1 protein-coding gene and 2 rRNA genes (1 of these 3 running past the window's edge) are annotated in these 2,051 nt (G+C 57.3%); 2 read left to right on the forward strand and 1 reads right to left on the reverse strand.

All coding sequences use genetic code 11. The features are described from left to right. Positions 1-486, forward strand: a 23S ribosomal RNA gene (locus B7L09_RS31085) (it extends 2,406 nt beyond the left edge of the window). Between the two features lie 158 nt (positions 487-644). Further along, positions 645-760: ribosomal RNA gene (rrf, locus tag B7L09_RS31090) — 5S ribosomal RNA — on the forward strand. A gap of 180 nt (positions 761-940) precedes the next feature. On the opposite strand, the gene B7L09_RS31095 is transcribed toward rrf, so the two are convergent. Beyond that, the coding region (locus tag B7L09_RS31095) for an AMP-binding protein (protein WP_141213527.1) at positions 941-2,051 on the reverse strand (1,111 nt) is incomplete at its 5' end.

Consider the following 2,051-nt stretch of genomic DNA (forward strand, 5'->3'; position numbering starts at 1 on the left):
TCGCTCAACGGATAAAAGGTACTCCGGGGATAACAGGCTGATACCGCCCAAGAGTTCATATCGACGGCGGTGTTTGGCACCTCGATGTCGGCTCATCACATCCTGGGGCTGAAGCCGGTCCCAAGGGTATGGCTGTTCGCCATTTAAAGTGGTACGCGAGCTGGGTTTAGAACGTCGTGAGACAGTTCGGTCCCTATCTGCCGTGGACGTTTGAGATTTGAGAGGGGCTGCTCCTAGTACGAGAGGACCGGAGTGGACGAACCTCTGGTGTTCCGGTTGTCACGCCAGTGGCATTGCCGGGTAGCTATGTTCGGAATAGATAACCGCTGAAAGCATCTAAGCGGGAAACTAGCCTCAAGATGAGATCTCACTGGGACCTTGAGTCCCCTGAAGGGCCGTCGAAGACTACGACGTTGATAGGTTGGGTGTGTAAGCGCTGTGAGGCGTTGAGCTAACCAATACTAATTGCCCGTGAGGCTTGACCATATAACACCCAAGCAATTTGTTGACCTGAAAAGGCACCAGATTGCGGTGTGTGAAGACGAAACGAACCGAAAGTTCGATTGTTCACAAACACCGAGATCTATCACATACCCATTCGCTGGAGCGTGCGCCGCAAGGCAAACGACCTGGCTACCGAATTTCTTGACGACCATAGAGCATTGGAACCACCTGATCCCATCCCGAACTCAGCAGTGAAACGATGCATCGCCGATGGTAGTGTGGGGTTTCCCCATGTGAGAGTAGGTCATCGTCAAGATTAAATTCCGAAACCCCTATCTGCGTATGCAGGTAGGGGTTTTGTTTTGTCCGCNTCTTTCTTTCATATCGAGCAACCCATGTAAGGACTACCAAGAAACATTCAATGTCCCCAACGAGCCTCATTTATCCTGAACAACGGAATGAACGAATATCTGCTGTCAGGGACTACGGATAGCTGTTAGGCCACGTTTATTGATATGTGCTCATCAATCAAATGCTGCACCACACCCGGATCCGCCAGGGTGGAGATATCCCCCAACCCATCGTATTCGGCGGTCGCAATCTTGCGCAGAATCCGGCGCATGATCTTGCCCGAACGGGTTTTCGGCAGCCCCGGTGCCCACTGGATCACATCCGGTGAAGCAATCGGACCAATTTCCTTACGCACCCAGTTTTTCAATTCCAGACGCAGTTGCTCGCTCGGTACTTCACCCGCGATCAGCGTGACGTAGACATAAATGCCCTGGCCCTTGATGTCGTGCGGCACGCCGACCACGGCAGCCTCGGCGACTTTCGGGTGAGCAACCATGGCACTTTCNATCTCGGCGGTGCCCATGCGGTGGCCGGACACGTTCAACACGTCATCCACACGACCGGTGATCCACCAGTAGCCATCTTCATCGCGACGTGCGCCGTCACCGGTGAAGTACATGCCACGGAANGTCTTGAAGTAGGTGTCGACGAAGCGGTCATGGTCGCCGTACAGCGTGCGCGCCTGGCCTGGCCACGAATCGAGGATCACCAGGTTGCCTTCGGCAGCGCCCTCGATGATGTTGCCCAGGTTGTCGACCAGCGCCGGCACCACGCCGAAGAACGGCCGTGCAGCGGAACCCGGCTTGAGGGCGTGAGCACCCGGCAGTGGGCTCATCAGGGTGGCGCCGGTTTCGGTCTGCCACCAGGTGTCGACGATCGGGCAACGGGATTGGCCGACGTTCTTGTAGTACCAGTCCCACGCTTCCGGGTTGATCGGCTCACCGACCGAACCCAACAGACGCAGGCTGCTGCCATCAGCGCCTTCAACAGCGGCTTTGCCCGACGCCATCATCGCGCGGATCGCAGTCGGCGCGGTGTAGAGGATGTTGACCTTGTGCTTGTCGACGATCTTCGCCACCCGGGTGATGTCCGGGTAGTTCGGCACGCCTTCGAACAGCACCGTGGTCGCGCCGTTGGCCAGCGGGCCGTAGACGATGTACGTGTGGCCGGTGACCCAGCCGACGTCGGCGGTGCACCAGTAGACTTCGCCCGGGCGGTAGTCGAACACGCGCTCGTGGGTCATGGCGGCGTACAGC

The sequence above is a fragment of the Pseudomonas mandelii genome, from assembly GCF_002251635.1.
Classification (GTDB): domain Bacteria; phylum Pseudomonadota; class Gammaproteobacteria; order Pseudomonadales; family Pseudomonadaceae; genus Aquipseudomonas; species Aquipseudomonas mandelii_B.